The organism is Wukongibacter baidiensis (assembly GCF_050888315.1).
Taxonomy (GTDB): Bacteria; Bacillota; Clostridia; order Peptostreptococcales; family Caminicellaceae; genus Wukongibacter; species Wukongibacter baidiensis.
Genome location: NZ_CP138202.1, coordinates 5,711,444 through 5,737,409 on the forward strand (window position 1 = coordinate 5,711,444; position 25,966 = coordinate 5,737,409).

Genomic DNA, 25,966 nt, shown 5'->3' on the forward strand with positions numbered 1-25,966 from the left:
ATAAGATTATTAAGTTGTACATATCTAAACTATCCAGAAAAATCAAGTGTTTGGATGTCTATAAATCAAAATTCATGAGACACATCCATAATTGACTCTAATTTGACGTTTGACGTATATTATAATAAATAATTAAGAACTCTTGAAATACTAATTTGCAAAGGTTTACCCGAAACAGGCTGGAAAGAGTTATGGCTGATACAACAAAAATATTAACGCCTAGAGCTAAGTTATTGGAGGTTAAAATGTTAAAACTAAGTGAGTATGAAAAAGATGTATTACGGGGAAGCGAAGGAAAATTAAAAAAGGTAGCAATGGAAAACGTGGTTAGATACGCTGAAGTATTAGGCGCCAAGGAGCTTTGCGAAGTCACTAAAGCCACGGTGTTTTGTGGAGCCCATAACTATCTAGAAATATTAGAAATGGATGATTTCGAGGAAGTTTTTTCAAAGATAAATCTAGGAAAAGATGAAGTAATACCTTTTGATAGTGTATATGGCAATTGCTATACACAATCCTGTGTAAGTCCTTGCGATCAATATGAGCACGAACCCTTTAATCAAACGAAGGATTTCTTTGATAAAAATACCACATACTTGGAAGGGGCAAAGAAGGCTGGAGTTAGTATTGCTGGAACATGTGCTCCGTACTTAACTGGTTGGCTACCTATTAAAGGAGAGCATTTTGTAACAACTGAATCTGGAGTTACGGTTATAGGAAACTCTCTGTTCGCTGCTATGGGTAACTCTGATGGAATTGAAGCGGCTTTTTGGTCTGCTATTTGTGGAAGAACTCCAAAGTGGGGTAAACATCTAGATGAAAATAGAGTAGGAACTCACTTGTTTAAGATAGATACAGAATTAAATAGCGTACTAGAATGGGATTTGCTAGGTAAAGCCATAGGCGACAAGGTTCCAACTAGTACTACTCCTGTAATTGAAGGGGATTTTAAAGGTGTAGATTTTTCAAAACTGAAACACCTCTGCACAACATTGGCTGTTGCTAGTAACTGTGAAATGTGTCATGTCGTTGGAGTTACACCGGAAGCCAGAACTAGGGAAGACGCTTTTAGAGGAAAAGAACCAATAAAGGAATTCACTATTAATAAAGAAGATTTGGATAAGGCCTATAATAGTATTTGTGATGAAGGAAGTGGAGAAGTACAATTTGTAAGCTTAGGATGTCCACACTATGACTTACAACAGATTAAAGAAGTTGCAGATTATATAAAGGGAAAAAGAGTGCATGATAATGTTCACTTTATGATATGGACCGTATATCCAATTAAATGTATGGCCGATGAAAATGGATATACTAAAATAATTGAGGAGGCCGGTGGACATATTTATACTAGCACATGTCCTACGACAATAGGACCAGTATTTTTAGATAAGTATAGAGGATTTGTTTTTGATAGCTTAAAGCAATGCTATAGTGTAAAATCCGATGTAGATAGCAGCGTATATCTTGGAGATAAATACAGTTGTATAGATGCGGCAGTTACAGGAAGATGGGAGGCCAATAATAGATGGACAAAATGATATTAAAGGGAAGAGGTGTTATCGAAGGCATTGTAGAGGGTGAAGCCTTGGTATGTCCTAATAGTATTGCTGGATGGGGTGGAATAGATCCTAAAACGGGCATTATAAAAGAATTTGCAAATATAAATAGAGGAAAGTCTATTAGAGACAAAATCCTTGTACTTTCGGGAAGCAAAGGCTCTAACGGATGGTCCTGTTATTTTGGTGTAGCTAGAGCGGCAGGAACAGCACCGAAGGGCTGGATATTCACTAAGATAGACTCTAGTTCAGGTGTAGCTAGTGCAGTTATGCAAATTCCAACAATAGTGGACTTTACGGAAGAAGATGATCCCTGCAAGCATATAAAAAATGGTGATTATGTTAAGATGAATGGAAAAACCGGTGAGATAGAAATAATTAAAAAATAAATATATAAAGTTCTTTTTAAATAGGGTATTGAAATTAATAATTTAAATACCCTATTTAAAAAGCTTAAATTTAACGTCTTTTGTTATGCATCTCTAATTTTAAGTCTATAAAATTTTGTCTTTCTAACACAATCATTTTTAAAACTCTCAAATTTAGGTCCTATCTGCATTGGAACAAGCTAAGTCAAGATTATTCCTTAATTCTATGAAGACATACATATTTGAATATTTATCCTTGTTGCAAAGTACATATTTCACCTCCGTCTATAGGTTTGACTATTTATAGACGATGATCCTATAGAATATAAGCATAAAGATGAAAAATGGGGGGAAATGTATGAAGTTAGAATTCGTAGTAAATTACAAGGAAGAAGTTATAGAAGTTGATCCTGGAGAAAGACTTTTAGATGTATTAAGAAATAAATTAGGATTAACAAGTGTTAAAGAAGGCTGTGGCGAAGGTGAATGTGGAGCCTGTACAATAATCATGGATGGCGTTGCCGTTACATCATGTACTGTTTTAGCAATGCAGGCAAAGGGAAGGGAAATCATAACCACTGAAGGTCTAGAAAAAAGTGGTGAGCTTGACGAGCTTCAAGAATCATTCATGAGAAATGGAGCGATACAGTGCGGATTCTGTACACCTGGAATGCTTATGTCTTGTAAAGCGTTGTTAATGAAAAATCCAAATCCTACTGAAGCGGAAATTAGAAGAGCCATAGAAGGAAATCTATGTAGATGTACTGGGTATACAAAAATTGTTAATTCAGTAAAGGATGTAATTAAAAAATAGATAGATTTAGGACTTAAAGTAATGACACTTTAAAGATTAATAAATTTTAAGATGTCATGACCATAGTTTGTTAGGGGGACTAAAATGAGTGAAATAGTTATGAAAACACCGGATAACTTAGATGAGTTAATAGAATGTCTTAAAAATGCAGATGAAAACACTGGATTAATATCTGGTGGAACAGATTTTGTAATTCAGTTAAAGCAAAAAAAGTTGTACTCTGGAACAATCATCGATGTATCGAGAATTCAGGATTTTAGATACATAAGAGAAGATGGAGATCTAATTAGAATAGGAGCTACGGCAACACTTACTGAGATAAGTGAAAATGAACTGGTAAAAAAACATCTTCCTTCCTTAGCTGAGGCAGCAGGAGAGGTAGGCTCAACTCAGATTAGAAATAGAGGAACTATAGCTGGCAATATAGGAAACTCATCTCCGTGTGCAGACACTGTTCCGCCACTTATGTCGGCTGATGCAAGGTTAAGGGTTGTAAATGGAGAGGGGAAAGTTATTGAAAAGACCTTAGATGAAGTTATATTCGGGTCTGGTAGGAATAACCTGAAGTTTGATGAAGCAATAATTGAAATAGTATTTCCAAAGTTTGCAGAGGGATACATTTCTGCCTTTACAAAGCTAGGAACTAGAACAGCAGTTACAATTTCAAAAATTAATGGAGCAGTAGCTTTAAAATATAACTCCAAGGATAATTTAATAGAAGAAGCTAGGGTATTTGTAGGTGCATTAGGACCAAAGGCTTTCCGTAGTGAACTTGCTGAAAAGGCATTGATAAACAAGGCACCTTCTGAGAAACTTTTTGAGGAGTTTAGTGATGCGCTAACAGAGCAGGTGGATGTATCAATAGCTGGAAGAAGCTCTCAAGCATATAAAAGAGAAGCTATAAAAGGTGTTGCCCACGATATTTTCTATAAGCTATTCGGAAACGTTGTCCCAGGAGGTGAGAGATAATGAGTAAGGATTTCAAATATATCGGAAAATCAATTGTAAAACATGATGTTAAAGAAAAGGCCACTGGGAAAATAAAATATGCCGGAGATATGAAGCTTGATGGAATGCTTTATGCAAAACTACTTTTAAGCGATGTAGCCCATGCAAATATCATTAATATTGATACTTCTAAGGCAGAGGCGCTACCTGGAGTGGTAAGAGTTTTTACCCATAAGGATGTACCTAAAAATTATTATAACTCCCATAAATGGTTTGAGGGAATTGATTTCCCAAGGGATGAGCTGATTTTAAATGAGAAAGCCCGCCATGTAGGAGATAGAATAGCTGCAGTAGTGGCAAAAGATATGGAAACTGTAGAGAGAGCCTTATCACTTATAGAGGTTGAGTATGAAGATCTTCCGGTCATTGCTTCGATAGACAATGCAATGAAGGAAGATGCTACGAAGATACATGAAGACGGAAATAAGGCATTTGAAAAGAGTGTACAATGTGGAGATTCAGAAAAAGTAATTAAAGAAGCTAAGCAAGTATTTGAAGATGTTATTACAACACCAAAGCAGCATCATGCAGCTATGGAGACCCATGTATGTGTAGCAGCTGAGGATCACTTTGGCAACATTACCATTTGGGCTCCTTGTCAGGTTGTATTCCAAGTACAATTAATTGTAGCTGAAGCTCTTAATATGCCCGTTGATAATATCAGGGTAATAAAATCGATTATGGGAGGATCCTTTGGAGGTAAAGGCCAGCCGATCCTAGAACCTATCTGCGCATTTTTAGCTAAGGAAACTGGAGCACCGGTAAAACTAGTTACCGATAGAACTCAATCAATCATTGGGATGAGAAGTAGAAATGCTTCGAAAATAAGGGTTAAAACCGCAGTAGATAGTGAAGGTAAAATCCTTGCCAGAGATATTGATGCACAAATTGATATTGGTGCATACTATACAAATGGTTCAGCCGTTCCAATGGCTATGGCAAAGAAATCTTTTAGAATGTATAAAATAGATAATCAAACCTTTAAAGGGACCTCATACTTTACTAATACAGTAGTAGGAGGAGCTTGTAGAGGATATGGATCACCACAAATCCACGCAGCGACGGAAATAAATATAGATAATATTGCAAGGGGATTAAACATGGACCCTGCTGAGTTTAGACTTAAGAACTTTGTTGATCCCTACGATAAGGACCCTATTGGAGGACCGGATTTAGGAAATGCTAGGGTAATTGACTGTGTTGAAAGAGGTATGGAAGTATTTGAATGGGAAAAGAAAAGAAATAGAGATAAGGACAAGGGAAGATTGGTTAAGGGCGTTGGAATGGCATGTGCGACCCATGGTAACGGATATCATGGAGCATTCCCAGATTTTATTACGATGTCTTTAAGAATGACAAACGATGACAGAGTGATATTAAAATCCGGTATCCATGATCAGGGTTGTGGAACTGTGACAACAATGCAACAGATAGTAGCAGAGGTATTAGACATTCATCCTGAAAAAGTGATTGCTCCTCAGGCAGATACGTACCTTAGTCCGTATGACTCAGCTGGAACACAAGCCAGTAGGGTAACCTTTGTTTGTGGGGGATGTGCTAAGAAGACAGCTGAACTTGCTAAGGAAAAACTAATATCCAAGAGCGCTGTTATATTAGGTTGTTCAGAGGAAAAAGTAGTTATCGAAGACGGTTATATATGGAATGCTGATAATGAAGAGAGCAAATTTAGCTTTGGAGAAATGATTGTTAAAATACAAAATAAACTTGAAGATGACATAGAGGTAACACACACATATAAGTCACCTGCTAATCCAGCTGTATATGCAGCTAATTTTGTTGAGGTAGAGGTCGATAGATTTACAGGTTTAGTTAAGGTACTTGATGTATTGGCTGTTCATGATATTGGTCAGGCAATCAATAGAGGTTTTGTTGAAGGCCAGGTTCAAGGTGGAGCACATATGAGTATAGGTCTTGCCTTGTCAGAGGAGATAAAGATAGATAGCAATGGGAGAGTTGGCACATTAAACTTCTCTAAATATCACGTTGTTAATGCACCTGATATGCCTGATGTGAGGGTAGAGTTAATTGAAGACGGCGAAGATTATGGGCCGTTTGGAGCAAAGAGTGTTGGAGAAGTATGTGCGGCTGCTACGGCACCGGCTATTATAAATGCTATTAATAATGCACTAGATATAAACATTACTGATTTGCCTGCAACCCCTGAGAGAGTATTAAAGGCACTTAAGGAAAAAAAAGAAAATCTATAAGAGCAGTTTGAAAGGATGGAAATAAAATGAGCGATCAAGTACTTATGTTAAATGGAGAAGATCTAACGGTTGAGGAAGTTGATAAGGTAGCAAGACAAGGTATGAAGATAGAAATAGCTCCTGAAGCTAAAAAAAGATTAGAAGAAGCTAGAGCACTTGTATTTGAGCTTGCCGATAAGGGAATACCTATCTATGGATTTACTGTAGGTGTAGGCTGGAACAAGGATAAGGAAGTATTTGATGAATACTTTGAGGAATATAATAGAAATTTAATATATGCCCATTGCGTAGCAGTTGGACCAGAGGCATCGGAGGAAGACGTAAGGGCTGTACTTCTTGCAAGACTTAATACATTACTTGTAGGAAGAACAGGTATACAGCCTGCAGTAGCATATATGTATATGGAATTTTTAAATCATGGAATACATCCTGTTATGCCTGAAAGAGGATCCGTTGGGCAAGCTGATATTTCATGTTTATCCCATATAGGACTTGCAATAATGGGTGAAGGCGAGGTATTTTATCGCGGAGAAAGAATGGATGCGGCAAAGGCTATGGAAATGGCAGGGGTTAAACCAGTAGTATTAGGGCCAAAGGATGGTCTTGCAATCGTTTCATCTAATGCCCTTGCAGCCGGTAAGGGAGCCCTTGTTCTAAAGGATGTTAGGGATTTAATAGATATATCAAACTTGATATATGCCATGTCACTTGAAGGCCTTGATGGAAATGTTACTCCACTTGATCCGATTGTAAATAAAGTAAGAAAATTACCTGGACAAATATATTGTGCAGATACTATAAGAGAATATCTTAAGGGAAGCTACCTTAATAGTAAGGATATAACAAAGAGTCTTCAAGATCCATTATCCTATAGAGATGCATGTGCTGTACATGGCGCAGTAAGGGATGCCCTTGAGTATGTATGCAAATATCTTGAACTTCAACTTAACACATCTGATGACAATCCATGTGTAGTTATTGAAGAGAGAAGAATAATCTCTTGTCAAAACTTTGAAGCAACAACATGGGCTGTTGGATTCGAAATGTTAGCTATAGCTCTTAGCCATTTATCAAAGATGTCTTGCCATAGAACTGTAAAGCTCTCTAATCCATCCTTTAGTGGGCTGTCTAGATTCCTATCTCCTGATGGAGGTAACGTGCAGGCTTATCAAACAATACAGAAGCCATTTACTTCCTTGGATACGGAGATAAGACATTTAGCTAACCCGTCTTCAATGGACTTTTTCTCAGTAGCAGGAGAAATAGAAGATCATGCGAACAATACTCCACATGTGGTTAGAAGAGTTGGGCAAATAGTTGATAATTTATACTATGTATTAGGAATTGAGTTACTACATGCTGCACAGGCAATCGATCTTAGAAAGCCAGATAGCTTAGGTAAAGCTACTAAGGCAGCCTTTGATGAACTTAGAAGTGAAGTAACATTCTTAGAAAAAGATAGATGTTTAACTATAGATATTAAGAAAGCTTATGATATAATTAAATCAGGAAGATTATTAAAAGCTGCGAGAGAGGCATTAGCTTAGTATATTTAATTGTGGATTATCCACAATTATGGAAAAATTCGTAACCTTATTCTAGGTGCGAATTTTTTCAATATAGTCCTAATTTAGGAGGGGAAAAAATGAAAAAAGTCAGAGTAGAAGATGCTGTAGGTATGGTTCTTGGCCACGATTTAACTAGGATTGTGCCAGGTGAATTTAAAGGAGCGGCCTTTAAAAAGGGACATATTGTAAAGGAAGAAGATGTAGAAATTCTAAAGAACATGGGAAAATATAATATTCATGTTTTTGATTTAAACGAAGATATGATTCATGAGGATGAAGCGGCTATGCGTATGGCTAAGGCGGCAGCCGGAGATGGACTATATCTTAGTGGACCTTCTGAGGGAAAGATAAGTATAAAGGCAAAAGCGAAGGGGATACTCAAGGTAAATCTTGAGGCACTTTTACAGATTAATGATATAGAAATGATAATGTTTGCAACACTTCACAACAATTCAGTTATAGAAAAGGATCAGACAGTAGCGGGAACAAGAATAATACCTCTAGTAACAGAAGTTGAAAAAATTCATGATGTTGAAAAAATTTGTGAGAATCTAGGTAAGGTTCTAAGTATAAAGGAGATAAAACCTAGAAAAGTAGGGATTGTTGTAACTGGATCTGAGGTTTTTGAAGGAAGAATAAAAGATAAGTTTGGGCCAGTGCTAGAAGAAAAAATCAAGGAACAAGGATCTACTTTAATCGGACTTAAGTTTGCTCCAGATGATAAAGAAAAAATAGAAGAGGCGATTAAGTCTTTAATCGATAACGGTGCTGAGATTATCTTAACTGCCGGTGGTATGTCTGTCGATGCCGACGATGTGACTCCTAATGCTATAGAGAATATCTCAGACAAAGTTATAACCTATGGGTCGCCGGTGCTGCCAGGAGCAATGTTTATGTTGGCATATAAAGAAGAGACTCCTATATTAGGAATACCTGCCTGTGGAATGTATTTTAGAACAACAGTATTAGATTTGGTTTTACCTAGGGTATTGGCAGGAGAGGTATTAACTAAAAAAGATATTACATCCTTAGCCCATGGAGGTCTTTGTTTAGGATGTGAAGTATGTAGATATCCCGTATGCCCATTTGGTAAGTAGGTGGGAAAGATGGAGTTTTATAAACTATTTGATATAGATTTCTCTAGAAAAGAGCTTCTCTGCTTTATTGGTGGTGGTGGAAAAACTTCTACTATATTTAAACTAGCTAAGGAGCTAAAAAAACTAGACAAAAAAGTATTAATTACGACATCAACTGCTATTTATTACCCAGAGAAGGATATCTATGATAAAATAATAGTTGATAATTCGATTGAATTTATCGAAAATTTAGAGAATATAGACTGTGGAACTATCACAGTTATAGGTAGAGCGGTTTCGAAGGAAAATAAGCTGCTAGGTTTAAGTAAGGAACTAATAGAGGAAATTCACTATAAGAAAATATTTGATTATATACTGGTTGAAGCAGATGGGTCAAAGAGGAAAACAATAAAGGCTCCAGCCGATCATGAGCCTGTTATTCCACAAAATACTGATACAACTATAGGTGTAATAGGAATAGATTCCATTGGAAAAAGAATCAACGAAGAAAATGTTCATAGACCTGAGCTATTTTGCAAGGTAACTGATAGTAAAATGGAAGAAGTAATCAGTGAAGAAAAAATATATCAGTTAATCAAAAACAATAGAGGCCTATTTAAGAATGTTCCCTTTAAGTCTAAAGCATATATACTACTGAATAAAGTTGATAATAATGAAGAATTAAGAAAAGCAGAAAAAATAATTAGATTAGTTAAGACAAATGGGTTTAAAGTTGATGGGATTATTGCGGCTAATACTATCAATAAGAATGAATTCTTCTTAAAGTCCTAAAAGAACGACTGAAAGCTTGTGGCTTAGAACTAACAAGGCGTGGCCGCCATCTTTGTAGTGGATGGAGTGATCAATTAATGATTACCGGAATTATAATGGCTTCTGGATTTTCAAAGAGAATGAAAAGAAATAAACTAGTTCTTGAGTTAGATGGAAGCCCTGTTATAGAAAGGGTAATAAAAGCTATCAAAGAATCTAAGGTAGATAATATAATAATGGTATACCGTGAGAAAAGTGTTAAAGAAATCGGAATCAGGAATGGTATAAAAACTATTTATAATGATAGAGCTGAGCTAGGACAGAGCCAGTCGATGAAATTAGGTGTTGAACATTCTCCACCAGAAACAACGGCCTTTATGTTTTTTGTTGGAGATCAACCCTTTCTAAATGCTGCCACCATTAATAGCCTGATTGAAGTTTTTAATGAAGGGAAATATCCAATAGTAGTACCTAAATACAATGGAGAAAAAGGTAACCCTGTAATTTTTTCCTCAGAGCTAAAAGGAGAACTGCTAAATATAGAAGGTGATAAGGGTGGAAGAAGTATTATTAAAGAAAGGACTAATGACGTAAAGATCGTGGATTTTACCAATGGAACTATTGGAAAAGATATAGATACATGGGAAGAATATACTATAGAGAGTTCCAAGTAAATCTTAATTTATACATATTAAAATATCCGATGCTTCTGGGAATTTTGATATGTGTAAATTAAAGTTTTGACTGGAATCTCTATAATTGGAGATGAAGTATATGTTTAACGGTATAGTTGTACTAAGGGGCGGTGGAGATCTCGCAACAGGTATTGCACACAAGCTTTTCAGATCTGGATTTAAAATATTGGTTTTAGAAATTGAGAAGCCTACTATGGTTAGAAGAACAGTTTCTTTTGGAGAGGCGATATTTGATGGACAGGCCATGGTTGAAGGTGTAAAAGCCATTAGAGCATATAATATTGAAGAAATATTTAGGATATGGAATGATGGATGTATACCAATTATTGTTGACAAAGAGTGTGAGATTTTGGATGAAATAGATGTTAAGGTATTAGTTGATGCTACATTGGCAAAGAGAAATCTAGGAACTCATAAAGAAATGGCACCTATAACAATAGGAGTTGGACCTGGGTTTGATGCAGGAATAGATGTTGATGTGGTTATTGAAACAAGTCGTGGACACGATCTGGGAAAATTGATTTTTGAAGGCTCTGCAATTCCTGATACAGGAGTTCCAGGAGAAATATTAGGATATGGTAGGGAAAGAGTTTTAAGGTCACCATGTGATGGTATAATAGAAAATGTGTTAAAAATCGGAGATATGGTGAAAAAAGACCAAGTAGTGGCTTATGTTAATAAGGAAGAGGTAAAGGCAACTATCGATGGAGTTCTAAGAGGTCTTGTTAAAGATGAATTAAAGGTTAAAAAGGGACTCAAAATAGGAGATATCGATCCTAGAGGAGAGAAGGAATACTGTTATACTATATCCGACAAAGCTAGGGCAATAGGAGGCGCAGTTTTAGAGGCTATTTTATATTTGAACAATACTAAACATGGAGTGTGATGAAGTTGGAATATAAAGTACTAGATATGATATCCTACGAAGTTAAAAACAATAGAAAGGTGGCATTAGCTACTATAACAAAGGTAGAAGGATCATCCCCAAGAAAAGAAGGATCTATGATGGGGGTTAGAGAAGACGGAACTATCTTTGGAACTATAGGAGGAGGAAAACTAGAGCTAGTGGCGACTAAGTGGGCCGAGAAATGCATGGCTAATGGTAAAGATCAAACATTTCACTTTAAACTTAATGATGAAGAGGGGAGCTTGCATATGCAGTGTGGCGGTGAAGTAGACGTTTTCATTAAAGTTTTTAACCCTCCACAAAAGCTGCTGATTGCCGGAGGTGGACATGTAGCTCTTAAGATATATGAACTTAGCAGAGTTTTAGGGTTCTACAATGTGATAATCGAAGATAGAGAAGAGTTCTGCAATAAAGAAAGGTTCCCGGAGGCTGATGAATTATTAGTAGGCGACATAGAAAAAATATTGACAGATTACCCAATAGGCGATAATTGCTATGTAGTTATAGTAACTAGAGGACATAAGTATGATGAGATTGCTTTAAGGTCTGTAATAGAAAGTAAGGCGAAGTATATAGGGATGATAGGCAGTAAAAACAAAACAAAATATGTAAGAGACAATCTAATTAAGTCAGAAATCCCTAATGAATTAATAAACAGAGTTTATGCTCCTGTTGGAATCAATCTAGGTGGAGAAACTCCAGAAGAAATTGCATTTAGTATAATGGCAGAAATACAATTAGTTAAAAATGGTGGTAGCCTTCAACATTTAAAAGATATTAAAGGAACTGACTAAGAAAATTAGTTAAATAATATAAACCTAGAATGCAAGGGAAGACGCTTTATGAAAAAATATATAAGACAAATAATATTTACATTTTTTGTTGCCATTTGCTTAATAACTTTCTTAGGCTGTCAGAATACAAATACAACTGAAAATACTGAACTGATAATATTTGGTGCATCAAGCTTAAGTGATGTACTTACAGAAATAGCTGAACTTTATGAAGAAAAAAATGAGAATATTGATATAAAATTGAGCTTTGCTTCATCAGGAACTCTTCAAAAACAGATTGAAGAAGGAGCTCCAGCTGATATATTTGTTTCTGCAGGGGTAAAGCAAATGGATACCTTAGAAGAAAAAGACCTTATTGAAAAGAATTCTAGAATGGATCTACTAAAAAACAAGCTTGTAGTTGTTGTTTCTAAGGGTATGGAAAATAGAATTAAAACTATGGAAGACCTAACAAAACCATATATGACAAAGATAAGCATAGGGACACCTGAAATTGCACCTGTAGGAAGATATGCTAAGGAAACCCTAGTTAATTTGAAATTATGGGATGGCATCCAAGATAAATTAGTCTTCGGAAAAAATGTAAGACAAGTACTCTCCTATGTGGATACGGAAAACGTAGATGCTGGTATTGTATATCAATCCGACACAAAGGCAATGAAAAAGGGGACAATTGCTTTAACTATATCCGATGAACTACATTCTCCTATACTATACCCCTTAGCTATAGTAAAGGAGAGTAAGAATAAGGATAGGTGTAACGACTTTATTAATTTTTTACAATCCGAAGAAGCTTCAGAAATCTTTATTAATAATGGATTTAATGTGTTAAAGTAATAGAAACGAAAGATGTATTGGAGGAAAAAATGTTACAACCAATTATTCTATCTCTTAAGGTAGCAACTATTTCAACAATTATTACACTAGTGATAGGTATGGTACTAGCTTATATCATGACATATAAAGATTTTAGTGGGAAGGAAATGCTTGAATCTATTATTACCCTTCCCCTTGTTTTGCCTCCATCTATTGTTGGCTATATTCTACTAATAGCTTTGGGCAAAAACAGTTTTATTGGCAGCTTTTTATATAAAACCTTTGGTATAAGGATAATATTTACTTGGATAGCTGCTGTTGTGGCTTCTATTGTAGTTACCCTTCCTCTTATGTATCAGAGTATTAGGGCTTCCTTTAGCAATGTAGATCCTATATTTAAAAATGCAGCAGAAACCCTAGGAGCAGGAAAGATTAGGGTGTTTTTTACTATTTTAATACCACTGTCTAGTACTGGAATCTTAAGTGGTCTTATTTTATCTTTTTGCAGGGCCTTAGGAGAGTTTGGAGCTACACTTTTTGTAGCGGGTAATATTCCAGGAAAAACCCAAACCATTCCACTAGCAATATATTTTGCAGTTGAGTCAGGAGATACGGTTACTGCAAATAAACTTGTTCTTATAATGGTGGTGTTTAGCTTTATTATTATGTGGGCTTTAAACTATATACTAAAGAAAAAACACTATATAGAACTAATTAGGAGAGAAAAATGTTAAAGGTAGACATAAGGAAAAATTACAGTGAATTTAATGTATCAGCTAGGTTTGAAATTGCTAATGAGGTCGCTGTGTTACTAGGAAGCTCAGGATCTGGAAAGACTACTATATTAAATTGTATAGCAGGATTATCGGTGCCTGAATATGGGGACATAAGGATTGGTGACAAGACTATTTTTTCATCATTTGATGGTACAAATATACAAACAAGGGATAGACGGGTGGGTTATGTCTTTCAAAATTTTGCTCTCTTTCCTCATATGAATGCATATAAAAATATTAAATATGGTGTAAAGAATATCAGAAAATCCTTTTATAAAAATAGAGATAGTAAAAAAGATATGGTAGAAACTATAATGAAAAAGTTTAAAATTTTACACTTAAAGGATAAATACCCCCATCAGCTTTCTGGTGGTGAAAAGCAAAGAGTTGCCCTTGCTAGAGCATTTTTATCAAATCCACAAATACTATTACTAGATGAACCATTTTCAGCATTAGACAAGGAGACAAAGGAGATTCTTTATAATGAGTTTATTAAATTAAAGGCAGAATGTTCTATCCCTATTATATTAGTAACTCATAACGAAGAAGAGGCGAATTTATTGGGAGATAAAATTCTAAGAATTGTAGAGGGAGAAATCGTAGAGCAAAATAGATAATCTCGTTTATATAGAGAAACTAAAAAAAGAATAAATTTACCATTTGACATTATATATAGTCCGTGGTAAGATATATCTTGTCGCTGAAAAAACAGCGGCGAAAAAAATGTCGAAAAAAGTTATTGACAAGACAAAAGAGATTTGCTATAATAGTTCTTGTCGCTAAAACGACAGAGAAAACTTTGGACATTGAAAACTGAACAGTGTAAGGAATTAAACCTTAGTTTGATATAAATTCAAGCTAAAGATATAATAAACGCCAGATTTTTTTTAAGAGTTTGATCCTGGCTCAGGATGAACGCTGGCGGCGTGCTTAACACATGCAAGTCGAGCGAGAAGGCTATGACTGATTCTTCGGATGAAGGAATAACTGGAAAGCGGCGGACGGGTGAGTAACGCGTGGGTAACCTGCCTTGTACAGAGGGATAGCCACTGGAAACGGTGATTAATACCTCATAAAACTATAGCGTCGCATGGCGCATTAGTCAAAACTCAGGTGGTACAAGATGGACCCGCGTCTGATTAGCTAGTTGGTGGGGTAAAGGCCTACCAAGGCGACGATCAGTAGCCGACCTGAGAGGGTGATCGGCCACACTGGAACTGAGACACGGTCCAGACTCCTACGGGAGGCAGCAGTGGGGAATATTGCACAATGGGCGAAAGCCTGATGCAGCAACGCCGCGTGAGTGAAGAAGGCTTTCGGGTCGTAAAACTCTGTCCTAAGGGAAGAATAATGACGGTACCTTAGGAGGAAGCCCCGGCTAACTACGTGCCAGCAGCCGCGGTAATACGTAGGGGGCAAGCGTTATCCGGAATCACTGGGCGTAAAGGGTGCGTAGGCGGCCAAATAAGCCAGAGGTGAAAGGCTACGGCTCAACCGTAGTAAGCCTTTGGAACTGTATGGCTTGAGTGCAGGAGAGGAGAGTGGAATTCCTAGTGTAGCGGTGAAATGCGTAGATATTAGGAGGAACACCAGTGGCGAAGGCGACTCTCTGGACTGCAACTGACGCTGAGGCACGAAAGCGTGGGGAGCGAACAGGATTAGATACCCTGGTAGTCCACGCCGTAAACGATGAGTGCTAGGTGTCGGGGGTTCACACCCTCGGTGCCGGAGTTAACGCATTAAGCACTCCGCCTGGGGAGTACGGTCGCAAGACTGAAACTCAAAGGAATTGACGGGGACCCGCACAAGTAGCGGAGCATGTGGTTTAATTCGAAGCAACGCGAAGAACCTTACCAGGACTTGACATCCCTGTGACCGGTACTTAATCGTACCTTTCCCTTCGGGGACAGAGGAGACAGGTGGTGCATGGTTGTCGTCAGCTCGTGTCGTGAGATGTTGGGTTAAGTCCCGCAACGAGCGCAACCCTTGTCTTTAGTTGCCAGCAGGTTAAGCTGGGCACTCTAGAGAGACTGCCGGTGACAAACCGGAGGAAGGTGGGGATGACGTCAAATCATCATGCCCCTTATGTTCTGGGCTACACACGTGCTACAATGGCTGGTACAACGGGAAGCGAATGAGTAATCTGGAGCGAATCCCAAAAAGCCAGTCCCAGTTCGGATTGTGGGCTGCAACTCGCCCACATGAAGTTGGAGTTACTAGTAATCGCGGATCAGAATGTCGCGGTGAATGCGTTCCCGGGTCTTGTACACACCGCCCGTCACACCATGGGAGTTGGGGGCACCCGAAGTCAGCTATCTAACTTTTTAAGAGGAAGCTGCCGAAGGTGAAATCAATGACTGGGGTGAAGTCGTAACAAGGTAGCCGTATCGGAAGGTGCGGCTGGATCACCTCCTTTCTAAGGAGAAAACCTTACACTGTTTGGTTTTGAATGTCTAAAGCATTCAATTTAAATACACAACAAAATTATGGGGGCGTAGCTCAGTTGGGAGAGCACCTGCCTTGCAAGCAGGGGGTCAGGAGTTCGAATCTCCTCGTCTCCACCAAGTCGACAAAACTTTATATAGAACCTTTAGGTTCGAGAGGAGTTTTGTATTTTTTACCGAAAGGTAAAAGACTACCTTTAAATTTTGTTCTTTGAAAACTGAACAATGGAGAGAAACAGAATTGCTATAAAAGCAATTTCACTGGTCAAGTTATTAAGGGCATAGGGTGAATGCCTTGGCACCAGGAGCCGATGAAGGACGTGGTAAGCTGCGAAAAGTCTCGGGTAGCTGCAAGCAAGCTTTGATCCGGGAATGTCCGAATGGGGAAACCCATCTAAGTAAACCTTAGATACCTTCTGCTGAATACATAGGCAGTTGGAGGCAACCAGGGGAACTGAAACATCTAAGTACCCTGAGGAAGAGAAAGAAAAATCGATTCCCTCAGTAGCGGCGAGCGAAAGGGGAAGAGCCCAAACCTAGAGCTACGGCTTTAGGGGTTGTGGATAGAGCCATAAAGAGGAAGGTATTCTAACCGAAGAGGTCTGGAAAGGCCCACCGCAGAAGGTGAAAGTCCTGTAGGTGAAAGAAGAAGATCCTTGGCACTACTCCAGAGTACCACGAGGCACGTGAAACCTTGTGGGAAGCTGGGAGGACCACCTCCCAAGGCTAAATACTACCTGGTGACCGATAGAGGATAGTACCGTGAGGGAAAGGTGAAAAGAACCCCGGGAGGGGAGTGAAATAGAACCTGAAACCCTATGTCTACAAGCAGTGGAAGTTCTTTATATGAACGACCATGTACTTTTTGTAGAACGGGCCAACGAGTTACGGTATGCAGCAAGGTTAAGGACCTTTGGTCTGGAGCCGCAGCGAAAGCGAGTCTTAACTGGGCGAATTTAGTTGCATGCCGTAGACCCGAAACCGGGTGACCTATCCATGGGCAGGATGAAGCGAAAGTAAAATTTCGTGGAGGTCCGAACCGTTTAGCGTTGAAAAGCTATCGGATGACCTGTGGATAGCGGAGAAATTCCAATCGAACTCGGAGATAGCTGGTTCTCCCCGAAATAGCTTTAGGGCTAGCCTCAGATTTAGAGAAACGGAGGTAGAGCACTGAATGGCCTAGGGGGCTTCACCGCCTACCGAAGCCTATCAAACTCCGAATGCCGTATTCTTTTATCTGGGAGTCAGACTGCGGGTGATAAGATTCGTAGTCGAGAGGGAAACAGCCCAGACCATCAGCTAAGGTCCCTAAATACAGATTAAGTGGGAAAGGATGTGGAGCTGCTTAGACAACTAGGATGTTGGCTTAGAAGCAGCCACTCATTTAAAGAGTGCGTAATAGCTCACTAGTCGAGTGGCTCTGCGCCGAAAATTACCGGGGCTCAAATCTGTTACCGAAGCTATGGCTTGCCGTATGGCAGGGGTAGGGGAGCATTGTATATCGGCTGAAGCTGTACCGTAAGGAGCAGTGGACTTTATACAAGAGAGAATGTTGGCATAAGTAGCGAGAGGTAGGTGAGAATCCTACCCGCCGAAAACCTAAGGTTTCCTGAGGAAGGCTCGTCCGCTCAGGGTAAGTCGGGACCTAAGCCGAGGACGAAAGTCGTAGGCGATGGACAACAGGTGAAGATTCCTGTACCACCACTTTATCGTTTGAGGAATGGAGGGACGCAGGAGGATAGGCAAAGCCCACGGTTGGTTGAGTGGGTTCAAGCCCGTAGGGAGCAGAGATAGGCAAATCCGTCTTTGCAATCCTGAAAGGTGATGAGGAGCGAAAAATAAGTAGCGAACTTGCTGATTCCACACTGACAAGAAAAGCTTCTACCGAGATAAAAGGTGCCCGTACCGTAAACCGACACAGGTAGGTGAGGAGAGAATCCTAAGGCGAGCGAGATAACTACTGTTAAGGAACTCGGCAAAATGACCCCGTAACTTAGGGAGAAGGGGTGCCACGTTAGGGTGAATAGCCCGAGGTGGCCGCAGAGAATAGGCCCAAGCGACTGTTTAGCAAAAACACAGGTCTCTGCTAAATCGAAAGATGATGTATAGGGGCTGACGCCTGCCCGGTGCTGGAAGGTTAAGGGAAGTGGTTAGCGTATGCGAAGCTGTGAACCGAAGCCCCAGTAAACGGCGGCCGTAACTATAACGGTCCTAAGGTAGCGAAATTCCTTGTCGGGTAAGTTCCGACCCGCACGAAAGGCGTAACGATTTGGGCACTGTCTCAACAGTAGGCTCGGTGAAATTGTAGTACCGGTAAAGATGCCGGTTACCCGCAGCAGGACGGAAAGACCCCGTGGAGCTTTACTGTAGCTTGGCACTGGATTTTGGTATTGCATGTACAGGATAGGTGGGAGACTTAGAAGCATGGACGCCAGTTTGTGCGGAGTCGTTGTTGGGATACCACTCTTGTAATACTGAAGTTCTAACCAGAGACCGTGATCCGGTCTTGGGACACTGTCAGGTGGGCAGTTTGACTGGGGCGGTCGCCTCCCAAAAAGTAACGGAGGCGCCCAAAGGTTCCCTCAGCGCGGTTGGAAATCGCGCGAAGAGTGCAAAGGCAGAAGGGAGCTTGATTGCGAGACATACAGGTCGAGCAAGGACGAAAGTCGGGCTTAGTGATCCGGTGGTTCCGAGTGGAAGGGCCATCGCTCAACGGATAAAAGCTACCCCGGGGATAACAGGCTTATCTCCCCCAAGAGTCCACATCGACGGGGAGGTTTGGCACCTCGATGTCGGCTCGTCTCATCCTGGGGCTGTAGTAGGTCCCAAGGGTTGGGCTGTTCGCCCATTAAAGAGGCACGCGAGCTGGGTTCAGAACGTCGTGAGACAGTTCGGTCCCTATCCGCTGTGGGCGCAGGAAATTTGAGAGGAGCTGTCCTTAGTACGAGAGGACCGGGATGGACGTACCTCTGGTGCATCAGTTGTTCCGCCAGGAGCACCGCTGAGTAGCTATGTACGGAAGGGATAAGCGCTGAAGGCATCTAAGCGCGAAGCCCACCTTAAGATAAGATTTCCCATCCATTTATGGATTAAGACCCCAGAAAGACTATCTGGTTGATAGGCCTAAGGTGTAAGGGCAGTAATGTCTTTAGCTGATAGGTACTAATAGGTCGAGGACTTGACCATATTTTCCATTGTTCAGTTTTGAGAGAATAAAGTAAATTTATTATCTCTAACTTAATAGCACCGAAGATGATTTATCTTGGGTCAAAAATTAATGAAATTTATTTGCCTAGCGGCAAAAAATCTGGTGACAATAGCGAAGAGGATACACCTGTTCCCATATCGAACACAGAAGTTAAGCTCTTCAGCGCTGATGGTACTTGGCGGGCAGCCGCCTGGGAGAGTAAGTCGTTGCCGGTTTGATATTCCAGAGTAGCTCAATGGTGGAGCAACCGGCTGTTAACCGGTAGGCTGTGAGTTCGAATCTCACCTCTGGAGCCAATATATGCCGGGGTGGCGGAACTGGCAGACGCACAGGACTTAAAATCCTGCGGTCCTTAAAGACCGTACCGGTTCGATTCCGGTCCCCGGCACCATCAACAAAATATATATAAATATCGACGCGGGGTGGAGCAGTTGGTAGCTCGTCGGGCTCATAACCCGGAGGTCGCAGGTTCAAGTCCTGTCCCCGCAACCAATAAATCTTATAATGTGGCGGCGTAGCTTAGTTGGCTAGAGCGTTCGGTTCATACCCGAAAGGTCGGTGGTTCGAGTCCACTCGCCGCTACCAAGTTATTAAATTACCAAGGTTTTGGCCCCTTGGTCAAGCGGTTAAGACACCGCCCTTTCACGGCGGTAACAGGGGTTCGAGTCCCCTAGGGGTCACCAATAATTAGCTTCTATTAACTAGAAGCTGACTTGGGCGCATAGCTCAGCTGGGAGAGCACCTGCCTTACAAGCAGGGGGTCACAGGTTCAAGTCCTGTTGCGCCCACCAAGTTATTTGCTTATATGCAAATAGGCTATTATTCAAAATTAAAATACGGTCCAGTAGTTCAGTTGGCTAGAACGCTAGCCTGTCACGCTAGAGGTCGAGGGTTCGAGTCCCTTCTGGATCGCCATTATGCTGGTGTAGCTCAATTGGCAGAGCAGCTGACTTGTAATCAGCAGGTTGCGGGTTCGAGTCCCATCACCAGCTCCATCATAAATATGGAGGGATGCCCGAGTGGCTAAAGGGGGCGGACTGTAAATCCGTTGACTGAGTCTACACTGGTTCGAATCCAGTTCCCTCCACCAACTTAGTAAAATTTTGTAGCGAACCGTAGTTGGTTCGAGGGAAATTTTACGATATTTGCTGATAAGCAAATAAAGTACCTTAATTTATTACTTTTTTATGCGGTAGTGGCTCAGTGGTAGAGCATCGCCTTGCCAAGGCGAGGGTCGAGGGTTCAAATCCCTTCTACCGCTCCAATATAAAATTTATGCGGGTGTAGCTCAGTGGTAGAGCCCCGGCCTTCCAAGCCGGTTGCGAGGGTTCGATCCCCTTCACCCGCTCCAAGAATCATGGCGGCTGTAGTCAAGTGGTTAAGACACAGGATTGTGGCTCCTGCATGCGTGGGTTCGAACCCCATCAGCCGCCCCATTATAAACATTGATGGGGATTAGCCAAGTCGGTAAGGCAACGGACTTTGACTCCGTCATTCACAGGTTCGAGTCCTGTATCCCCAGCCATATATGACCCATTAGCTCAGTCGGTAGAGCACCTGACTTTTAATCAGGGTGTCCCGCGTTCGAGTCGCGGATGGGTCACCATTTATTTGATGAATTAAATTACATACAATCTTTATTATGGCGGCATAGCCAAGTGGTAAGGCAGAGGTCTGCAAAACCTTTATTCCCCAGTTCAAATCTGGGTGCCGCCTCCAATAAACTAAAAAAGTTGCGCTCTTAGCTCAACTGGATAGAGTGTCTGACTACGAATCAGAAGGTTAGGGGTTCGAGTCCCTTAGGGCGCGCCACTAACAAGTTCATAATAAAAAGTAATTCCAATATCCTAAAGATATTGGAATTTTTTATGTCCATTAATAAATTGTAAGTTTATGCCAACCATGATACAATGATTCATGTACTATATCTACTAAGAAATTAAGGGGATTGTATTATGTGGAAGAAGTATTTAGTATATTTAGCAATAACAATATTATTATTTAGTGGATGTCAAATCGAAGATAAGGAAAGTTTAAAGGCTGAAATAGGCTTAGAAAAAGGTAAAAACAGAGAGAAGATGAATGAGGAAGGAGTGTTAGAGTTTTATAAAGGATACAGCATTTATACTGATCCAGGAGAAAATGAAAAACTATATGATGAATTACCGGAACCACTTACTGATCTTTGTAAACTGATTAAAGCTCAATTAATTCATCCTGTGGCTGATCTACCTCTTTATAGAGATGTAATTGCATCGGAAAGAGTAAATGAAGATAAGGAATATCCAACGGTAAAATCAATGTTAAAGGGGTTAAATAACTATAATCAACCTGGGCTAATTTATGAACGTAAGCCTGAGGAGCGGTTAATATTATCATGTAGATATCACGCTATTTTGCTTGCATCTATCTTGAAAAGTCGAGATATTCCAGTTAGAGTTCGTTATGGGTTCGCCAACTATCTTTATCCAGGGCACCATATTTATCACGTTATATGTGAAGTATGGAATGAAAAAGAGCAGCGATGGATGCTAGTAGATCCAGACAGGCAAATGGTTGACTTTTCTCGAGAAAAATTTGAATATCCTGGGGATGTATGGCTTAGGTATAAACAGGGCAAGTTGAACTCTTCTACATATGGTCTACCAGAATGGTGGGGAGTACATCCCATTCTAAGTATTTTATGCCATGATTTAGCTTCAGTATTAGGAAATGAACACATTTATTGGGACGAACCCTCACTTACAACAGATTCTGAAATGGATGAAAAAGACATTACACCTGAACAATTGGATGTACTAACTAGAGCGGCAAATTTATTAGAAGACCCAGATAATAACTTTGAGGAATTAAAATTGTTATATGATAAATATGAATTTTTACAATTTAAGAAGAACGATTAAGGAAATGATATATGTAAAAAAGCACCTGCCTATTCAATCGGCAGGTGCTTCTTATATGCTATTTAAACTATTGCATTAAGTGAATAAATGCATCTGGTCCTATTGGCCATCCTAAGAAGTACCAAAGTACTAATAGTAAAGTCCATCCTAATAAGAACATTATTGAGTATGGAACCATTGTAGAAATTAAAGTACCAATTCCTGTATCTTCATCATACTTCTGTGCAAATACAACGATTACAGCAAAGTATGACATTAGTGGAGAAATTATATTAGTAGTTGAATCCCCAATACGATAAGCTAATTGAGTGAATTCTGGCGTGAATCCTAATTGGTACATCATTGGGACAAATACAGGAGCCATGATTCCCCACTTTGCTGATGCTGAACCTATGAAAAGGTTTATAACTCCAGCAACTAAGATAAATCCTATAATTAATGGAAGTCCTGTAAATCCAATTGCTTTTAGGAAGTTTGCACCACTTACAGCTAATATGATACCTAGATTAGTGTATGAGAAGTATTTGATAAATTGAGCAGCGAAGAAAGATAAAACTAAGTATCCTCCCATTGTTGCCATAGACTTACTCATAAACTTAACTACATCTTTGTCATTTCTAACGCTTCCAGCAGCGATACCGTATGCTAAACCTGGAATAAGGAAGAATAACATTATTGTAGGAACTAGTCCGTTGTATGTGAAAGCCTTTAAAGTTCCATCTACTTTTAAAATAGCGTTTTCAGGTACCGTTAAGAATAACATTATAGCACCAAATACTAATAGAGAAAGACCAGCAGCTACTAATCCTTTTTTCTCTTCCTTAGTAACTTCCATTGTTTCATCCGGTGTAATACCTTTATATTCACCAAGTCTCGGTTCTACTATTCTTTCAGTTACAAATGTACCTAAGAAAGTTATTAAGAAAGTAGATACAACCATGAAGTAGTAGTTTGAAGTAGGTAATATTGATAGGTTAATACCACCAGCAGTTAAAGCTTCGTTAGTAATACCAGTTAATAGTGGATCTAATGTACCTAATAAAAGGTTAGCTGAGAATCCACCTGATACGCCGGCAAATGCAGCTGCCATACCTGCAAGTGGATGACGCTTAAAGCTTAAGAATACGATAGCTCCAAGTGGAACTAATACAACGTATCCAGCATCCGATGCTATGTTAGACATTACCCCTGCAAATACAACTACTGCAGTTATAAGTCTCTTTGGAGTACTAAGTACTAATTTCTTTAATGATGCGTTAATAAGTCCTGTTCCTTCAGCAACACCAACACCAAGCATTGCAACTAATACTGTTCCTAGTGGATGGAATCCAGTAAAGTTTTTGGTTGCAGAGTTAATCATGAATCTTAAACCTTCAGCATTAAGTAGTGAAATAGCTTCTACTGTTTTTTCAGTTTTGTACTTTGCATCGTAGAAGTCTACAGTTAAACCTGCACGAGAACAGATCTCAGAAATAATAATGATTGCGAAGGCAAATAATGCAAATAATGTTACTGGATGAGGTAATTTATTACCTGCTTTTTCTACTCCATCAAGAAAAAAGTTAAATAAACCTTTTTTTCTTGGAGGAGTTGGCATTTTCTTAGCTTGTACAGCCATTTTGTTTCCTCCTTTAATAAAATTATAATTAGGACATTAATCCTTCAACCAGAGATTATTATAATCGAAAAATGTAGGAAAATATAAAAAAGCCCTTTTTTCATAAAAAACTACAAGATTATCGTTTTTCTGATAAAATAATGTAGAGGAGTGTGAAAAAATGAAGAATATTAAATGGGTTGCAATAGGCAGTGGTATTACGATTGTTTTATGGATGATACTTACTGCATTCAACTTTCAAATAGATAACTTGATAGATATAACAAAAGAGTTATTTAAAGATAACAAAGAAGAAAAAGTCCTAGTCATTGGTAGAGCGAACTCTTCTATTGGATTAGATCCAGCCGTTGTGACAGACTATGACTCTTTAAAGGTTACGATCAATATTTATGACAATCTAGTTAAGTACGATAAAGGCGGAGTTAGTATTGTACCTTCTTTGGCAGAGAGTTGGAATATGAGCGAAAACGGGTTGATTTGGCAGTTTAAAATAAGGAAGGGGATTTCATTTCATGATGGAACTCCTTTAGATGCACAGGCTATAGCTTTTAACTTCAATCGATGGATGGATGAAAGCAGTATCTACCATGCGGGTTACTTTAGCTATTGGAACATGAGTTTCGGAGGGTTTCCTGGGATTGTAGAACAGGTAACAGCGTTGTCTGATGTGGATTTAGAAATTAGACTAAAAAAGCCCTATGCACCTTTTTTAAGTATACTTACAATGCCAGCCTTTGGAATCGCAAGTCCAGACGCGATAATGACTTTCAATGAAAATCTAAAACAACATCCAGTAGGTACGGGCCCATTTGTTTTTGAAACCTGGGATGATGAAGGAACTATTACTTTGAAACGTAATGACAACTATTGGGGAAGTAAGGCAAAGGTTGATAAAGTTGTATTTAAAACTATACCCGATAAAAAAGAAAGATTAGAAGCTCTAAGGTCCGGTAAAGTTCATATTATTGATTTGCTGACGAAGGATGAAATGGAGACCGTAGGCAAGGATAAAGACCTGCTATTATTAAGTAGACCATATTTTAATATAGGATACTTAGCTATGAACATGAATAATGAGCATCTAAAACTAAGGGAAGTACGTCAGGCTATTGGTCACTTACTGGATCGTGATAGGATGATGTCTGAAGCTTTTGATGAACTGTCGAAATCGGCAAATTCATTTTTACCACCGGTGATTTGGGGGCATAATGAGACTATCAAGTCATTAGATTATGATGTAAAGAAGGCAAAAAGAATGCTGAAATCAGTTGGCTTATCGGAAGGTATTGAGATAGAGCTCTTGGTTATGGATTTACCAAGAAAATACTTCCCTAAACCTATTTCATTGGCAGGATATATTAGAGAAAGTCTTTCTAAGGCTAATATTTCCGTAGATGTATCTATAGAACCTTGGGAAGAGGTAATTAAAAGACAAAACAAAGGAAACTACGACATGATATTGGCTGGTTGGAATGGAGATATACTAGATCCCGATAATTTTCTATATACGATGTTTGCATCGGAAAACTTAAAACAAGGTTTATCTAATAACTATTCCTATTATCGAGATCCACAGGTGGATTTTCTATTAAATCAAGCGAGGCAAGCGACAGATCAAGCCTTTAGAGCGAGTATATATAGAGAAGTACAAGAATTGATTCATAAAGACACGCCGTCAATACCATTGGCCCATACAATGACCTTTATTGGTATTCGTGAGAATGTTGCAGGATATGTGCCAAATATTAACGGGCAAGAAATTCTCAATATGGTCGATATAAAGAATGGGGAATAATAAATGAAAAAGAAAACAATTGCTAAAAATATATTGTTAATTCTATTAGGGGCAGTGATAACCTTTAATATTATAAACTGGTTTAAACTACTATCATACAAAGAACATAAAACTAATATTTACCTTCCACAGCCGATTGCTAGTGAGAAAATTCTAATCACATCGGCAGGTCAAAGTACGGATACTTATATAATTAAAAATATAGCTAATGAGCTAATGTTGCATAATTATTTTATGCCTAAGGCCGAAAGGGTAGATTTGGAGCTTGTTCGTTCGATTGTTATAGTTGTAGGCTATAGCTCCATTGGAGAAATGTTAAACGACAGTTCTTATAAAGATGAGGTAATTCGTATTGAAAAATTTGTTGAGAGTGTACAAGAGGCTGATATGCCAATCATTATGGTCTATATAGGTGGAAAAGCAAGAAGGAATCCTAAGACAGATTACTTCTTAAAAAGAGTAGGTGAAGCATCTTCATTTATTATTAGTACCCACGATGGCGATTATGATGAATTTATTAGAAGTATCTCATCTGAAAAAAATATACCCCTATCACTGGTTGGAGACATTCAAGAGATAAAAGCACCGTTTGCTTCTCTATATCGTTGAGGTGAAGTT

At 39.1% G+C, this 25,966-nt stretch carries 18 protein-coding genes, 17 tRNA genes and 3 rRNA genes; 37 read left to right on the plus strand and 1 reads right to left on the minus strand.

The window, feature by feature from the left end:
• Positions 1-245: 245 nt before the first annotated feature.
• The 35 genes from R9X47_RS25885 to R9X47_RS26055 all read left to right on the plus strand — a co-directional run bounded on the left by R9X47_RS25885 (position 246) and on the right by R9X47_RS26055 (position 21,935).
• Positions 246-1,541, plus strand: a complete 1,296-nt coding sequence (locus R9X47_RS25885; protein WP_432663990.1) for an aconitase X — start codon at positions 246-248, stop codon at positions 1,539-1,541.
• Positions 1,529-1,948, plus strand: a complete 420-nt coding sequence (locus R9X47_RS25890; RefSeq protein ID WP_432663992.1) for an aconitase X swivel domain-containing protein — start codon at positions 1,529-1,531, stop codon at positions 1,946-1,948. The genes R9X47_RS25885 and R9X47_RS25890 overlap by 13 nt, the downstream gene beginning before the upstream one ends.
• Before the next feature lie 337 nt (positions 1,949-2,285).
• Positions 2,286-2,741 carry a (2Fe-2S)-binding protein gene (locus R9X47_RS25895; RefSeq protein ID WP_432663994.1) on the plus strand — a complete coding sequence of 152 codons (456 nt, stop codon included), beginning with the start codon at positions 2,286-2,288 and terminating at the stop codon, positions 2,739-2,741.
• Between the two features lie 84 nt (positions 2,742-2,825).
• Positions 2,826-3,710, plus strand: coding sequence for an FAD binding domain-containing protein (locus tag R9X47_RS25900; protein WP_432663995.1), 885 nt, complete (start codon positions 2,826-2,828; stop codon positions 3,708-3,710).
• Positions 3,710-5,977: a xanthine dehydrogenase family protein molybdopterin-binding subunit gene (locus R9X47_RS25905; protein ID WP_432663996.1), complete on the plus strand. Its 2,268-nt coding sequence runs from the start codon at positions 3,710-3,712 to the stop codon at positions 5,975-5,977. Before R9X47_RS25900 ends, R9X47_RS25905 begins: the two co-directional genes overlap by 1 nt.
• 26 nt (positions 5,978-6,003) lie before the next feature.
• Positions 6,004-7,524 (plus strand): HAL/PAL/TAL family ammonia-lyase, encoded by a 1,521-nt coding sequence (locus R9X47_RS25910; protein ID WP_432663997.1) that lies wholly within the window; start codon positions 6,004-6,006, stop codon positions 7,522-7,524.
• 98 nt (positions 7,525-7,622) lie between these two features.
• Positions 7,623-8,642 (plus strand): molybdopterin-binding protein, encoded by a 1,020-nt coding sequence (locus R9X47_RS25915; RefSeq protein ID WP_432663998.1) that lies wholly within the window; start codon positions 7,623-7,625, stop codon positions 8,640-8,642.
• Positions 8,643-8,651: 9 nt separating this feature from the next.
• Positions 8,652-9,413 carry a selenium cofactor biosynthesis protein YqeC gene (yqeC, locus tag R9X47_RS25920; protein WP_432663999.1) on the plus strand — a complete coding sequence of 254 codons (762 nt, stop codon included), beginning with the start codon at positions 8,652-8,654 and terminating at the stop codon, positions 9,411-9,413.
• Positions 9,414-9,490: 77 nt separating this feature from the next.
• Complete coding sequence (gene mocA / locus R9X47_RS25925) at positions 9,491-10,066, plus strand: molybdenum cofactor cytidylyltransferase (protein ID WP_432664000.1); 576 nt, start codon at positions 9,491-9,493, stop codon at positions 10,064-10,066.
• Between the two features lie 100 nt (positions 10,067-10,166).
• Positions 10,167-10,973 carry a selenium-dependent molybdenum cofactor biosynthesis protein YqeB gene (yqeB, locus tag R9X47_RS25930; RefSeq protein ID WP_432664001.1) on the plus strand — a complete coding sequence of 269 codons (807 nt, stop codon included), beginning with the start codon at positions 10,167-10,169 and terminating at the stop codon, positions 10,971-10,973.
• A 5-nt stretch (positions 10,974-10,978) separates the two neighbouring features.
• Positions 10,979-11,788 (plus strand): XdhC family protein, encoded by an 810-nt coding sequence (locus R9X47_RS25935; protein WP_432664002.1) that lies wholly within the window; start codon positions 10,979-10,981, stop codon positions 11,786-11,788.
• A 48-nt stretch (positions 11,789-11,836) separates the two neighbouring features.
• Positions 11,837-12,625 (plus strand): molybdate ABC transporter substrate-binding protein, encoded by a 789-nt coding sequence (modA, locus tag R9X47_RS25940; RefSeq protein ID WP_432664003.1) that lies wholly within the window; start codon positions 11,837-11,839, stop codon positions 12,623-12,625.
• 29 nt (positions 12,626-12,654) lie between these two features.
• On the plus strand, positions 12,655-13,338 hold the full coding sequence (modB, locus tag R9X47_RS25945; RefSeq protein ID WP_432664004.1) for a molybdate ABC transporter permease subunit: 684 nt from the start codon (positions 12,655-12,657) through the stop codon (positions 13,336-13,338).
• The gene (locus R9X47_RS25950) at positions 13,332-13,997 is read left to right on the plus strand and encodes an ATP-binding cassette domain-containing protein (RefSeq protein ID WP_432664005.1); all 666 of its coding nucleotides are present in this window, start codon (positions 13,332-13,334) and stop codon (positions 13,995-13,997) included. The genes modB and R9X47_RS25950 overlap by 7 nt, the downstream gene beginning before the upstream one ends.
• A 266-nt stretch (positions 13,998-14,263) precedes the next feature.
• A 16S ribosomal RNA gene (locus tag R9X47_RS25955) occupies positions 14,264-15,796 on the plus strand.
• Between the two features lie 72 nt (positions 15,797-15,868).
• Positions 15,869-15,944, plus strand: a tRNA-Ala gene (locus R9X47_RS25960).
• Between the two features lie 143 nt (positions 15,945-16,087).
• A 23S ribosomal RNA gene (locus R9X47_RS25965) occupies positions 16,088-19,010 on the plus strand.
• 120 nt (positions 19,011-19,130) lie between these two features.
• Positions 19,131-19,247 (plus strand): 5S ribosomal RNA (gene rrf / locus R9X47_RS25970).
• The 16S, 23S and 5S rRNA genes sit together here with 17 tRNA genes alongside, the layout of an rRNA operon.
• Before the next feature lie 6 nt (positions 19,248-19,253).
• A tRNA-Asn gene (locus R9X47_RS25975) sits at positions 19,254-19,328 on the plus strand.
• A gap of 6 nt (positions 19,329-19,334) precedes the next feature.
• Positions 19,335-19,423: transfer RNA gene (locus R9X47_RS25980), tRNA-Leu, on the plus strand.
• Positions 19,424-19,448: 25 nt separating this feature from the next.
• Positions 19,449-19,524, plus strand: a tRNA-Met gene (locus tag R9X47_RS25985).
• A gap of 16 nt (positions 19,525-19,540) precedes the next feature.
• A tRNA-Met gene (locus R9X47_RS25990) sits at positions 19,541-19,617 on the plus strand.
• A 23-nt stretch (positions 19,618-19,640) separates the two neighbouring features.
• Positions 19,641-19,715 (plus strand) — tRNA-Glu (locus tag R9X47_RS25995).
• A gap of 32 nt (positions 19,716-19,747) precedes the next feature.
• Positions 19,748-19,823, plus strand: a tRNA-Val gene (locus R9X47_RS26000).
• A gap of 47 nt (positions 19,824-19,870) precedes the next feature.
• Positions 19,871-19,947: transfer RNA gene (locus R9X47_RS26005), tRNA-Asp, on the plus strand.
• Positions 19,948-19,951: 4 nt separating this feature from the next.
• Positions 19,952-20,027, plus strand: a tRNA-Thr gene (locus R9X47_RS26010).
• 10 nt (positions 20,028-20,037) lie between these two features.
• Positions 20,038-20,122 (plus strand) — tRNA-Tyr (locus R9X47_RS26015).
• Positions 20,123-20,221: 99 nt separating this feature from the next.
• Positions 20,222-20,296: transfer RNA gene (locus R9X47_RS26020), tRNA-Gly, on the plus strand.
• A gap of 13 nt (positions 20,297-20,309) precedes the next feature.
• A tRNA-Gly gene (locus tag R9X47_RS26025) sits at positions 20,310-20,383 on the plus strand.
• 9 nt (positions 20,384-20,392) lie between these two features.
• Positions 20,393-20,468: transfer RNA gene (locus tag R9X47_RS26030), tRNA-His, on the plus strand.
• A gap of 13 nt (positions 20,469-20,481) precedes the next feature.
• Positions 20,482-20,557, plus strand: a tRNA-Gln gene (locus R9X47_RS26035).
• Between the two features lie 5 nt (positions 20,558-20,562).
• Positions 20,563-20,638 (plus strand) — tRNA-Lys (locus tag R9X47_RS26040).
• A gap of 38 nt (positions 20,639-20,676) precedes the next feature.
• A tRNA-Cys gene (locus tag R9X47_RS26045) sits at positions 20,677-20,751 on the plus strand.
• Between the two features lie 16 nt (positions 20,752-20,767).
• Positions 20,768-20,844: transfer RNA gene (locus tag R9X47_RS26050), tRNA-Arg, on the plus strand.
• A 143-nt stretch (positions 20,845-20,987) separates the two neighbouring features.
• Positions 20,988-21,935 carry a transglutaminase domain-containing protein gene (locus tag R9X47_RS26055; RefSeq protein ID WP_432664006.1) on the plus strand — a complete coding sequence of 316 codons (948 nt, stop codon included), beginning with the start codon at positions 20,988-20,990 and terminating at the stop codon, positions 21,933-21,935.
• A gap of 67 nt (positions 21,936-22,002) precedes the next feature.
• On the opposite strand, the gene R9X47_RS26060 is transcribed toward R9X47_RS26055, so the two are convergent.
• The gene (locus R9X47_RS26060) at positions 22,003-23,532 is read right to left on the minus strand and encodes an AbgT family transporter (protein ID WP_432667698.1); all 1,530 of its coding nucleotides are present in this window, start codon (positions 23,530-23,532) and stop codon (positions 22,003-22,005) included.
• A gap of 181 nt (positions 23,533-23,713) precedes the next feature.
• On the opposite strand from R9X47_RS26060, the gene R9X47_RS26065 reads away from it, so the two are divergent.
• Together R9X47_RS26065 and R9X47_RS26070 are read left to right on the plus strand one after the other, a co-directional pair.
• Positions 23,714-25,348: an ABC transporter substrate-binding protein gene (locus tag R9X47_RS26065; protein ID WP_432664007.1), complete on the plus strand. Its 1,635-nt coding sequence runs from the start codon at positions 23,714-23,716 to the stop codon at positions 25,346-25,348.
• A 3-nt stretch (positions 25,349-25,351) separates the two neighbouring features.
• Positions 25,352-25,957 carry a DUF6305 family protein gene (locus tag R9X47_RS26070; protein ID WP_432664008.1) on the plus strand — a complete coding sequence of 202 codons (606 nt, stop codon included), beginning with the start codon at positions 25,352-25,354 and terminating at the stop codon, positions 25,955-25,957.
• Positions 25,958-25,966 lie beyond the last annotated feature (9 nt).